Here is a 1,252-nt window from a genome sequence, read left to right as displayed (position 1 = left end):
GAGCGACGCCGCGTACGTCGAGGCGGCACTCGAGGGCCGGATGTGACGTCGGCGAGCCGAGCGTCTCGACGGCACCGCGAGTACGTCCTCGTGTTCGCCGCGCCGATATTCGAACGGGGAGCGGTGAAAGGCGTCCTCGCGGGTGCGATCTACCTCGACACCCGGACGACGTTCGACGCGTTGCCACCCCTCGACACCAGCAGACAGACGGTAACCGTCGTCGACGACGGGGCGGAACTCCACGGCGGGAACCGCCGCTTCGAATCGTCCGTCGAGGCGTCGCGACCGTCGAATCGACGGGGTGGACGGTGACCCGTCTCGCAGGACCGGTCGGCGCTTGACGCCAGACTGCGCACGCTGGCGCTGTTTCAGGCCGGCCAGTTGGGGCTCGTCGTGCTGGTGATGGCCGGGTTCGGCTACTGGCAGTACGCCACGAGCCTCCGACAGACCGACCGACTGCTCGACGCGTTCGCCGACCTCGGCGCGGGCGACTACGACCGGTCGGTGTCGCTCCGCGGCGGCGCCGAGTGGGAACAGATCGGCGACGGGTTCAACGACCTCGCGTCGACGCTTCGCGCGCGCGAAGCCGCCCTCCGCGAGCGAACGCAGCGGCTCGAAGTGATGTACCGCGTCCTCCGACACAACCTGCGGAACCAGTTGACGGTCGTCCTGACCTACGCCGAGGTCGTCGCGGACGTCGCCGACGACGACCGGGTAGCCGGAGCGGGCCGGTCGATTCTCGACGCCGGCCGGACGCTCGCCAACCTCAGCGACCGCGTCAGACAGATCGAGACCGCCCTCGAAGCCGACCAGTCGCCGACCCGCGTCGAGGTGGTCGGCGTCGTCTCCGACGTCGTCACGGACCTCCGAGAGTCGTATCCGACCGTCGAACTCGAGACGTCGCTGCCCGACGCCGCGCCGGCCGTCGCCCTGCCGTCGCTCCGACTCGCCGTCGAGAACGTCTGCGAGAACGCCTGCGAACACAACGACGCCGACGACCCGCGGGTGGACGTGTCCGTCTCGACCGTCAGTCGGTCGCCGGCGGAGGCCGTCGCGGACGACGCGCCGACGCCGGTTCACAGTGGGTTCGCGTCGCGGTCACCGACAACGGTCCCGGCATCCCCGAACAGGAACGCAGAGCGATCCGCGAGGGCAGAGAGACCGCCCTCGAACACGCGAGCAGCCTCGGCCTCTGGCTGACCTACTGGATCGTCGACGGGTCGGGCGGCGACCTGCGGTTCGCGGACGCCGA

At 70.3% G+C, this 1,252-nt stretch carries 1 protein-coding gene and 1 pseudogene; both read left to right on the top strand.

Annotation, left to right across the window (positions count from 1 at the left end; translation table 11 throughout):
* Window positions 1–312: pseudogene (locus tag GJ632_RS21580) on the top strand (hypothetical protein); the annotation flags it as partial.
* 69 nt (window positions 313–381) lie between these two features.
* Window positions 382–1,200 (top strand): HAMP domain-containing protein, encoded by an 819-nt coding sequence (locus GJ632_RS21575; RefSeq protein WP_191453985.1) that lies wholly within the window; start codon window positions 382–384, stop codon window positions 1,198–1,200.
* The last annotated feature ends 52 nt before the right edge of the window (window positions 1,201–1,252 follow it).

It is taken from the genome of Halogeometricum sp. CBA1124 (assembly GCF_009741955.1).
Classification (GTDB): Archaea; Halobacteriota; Halobacteria; order Halobacteriales; family Haloferacaceae; genus Halogeometricum; species Halogeometricum rufum.
Note: the sequence above shows the minus strand (reverse complement) of the source record. Positions and strands in the feature narration are given on the sequence as shown.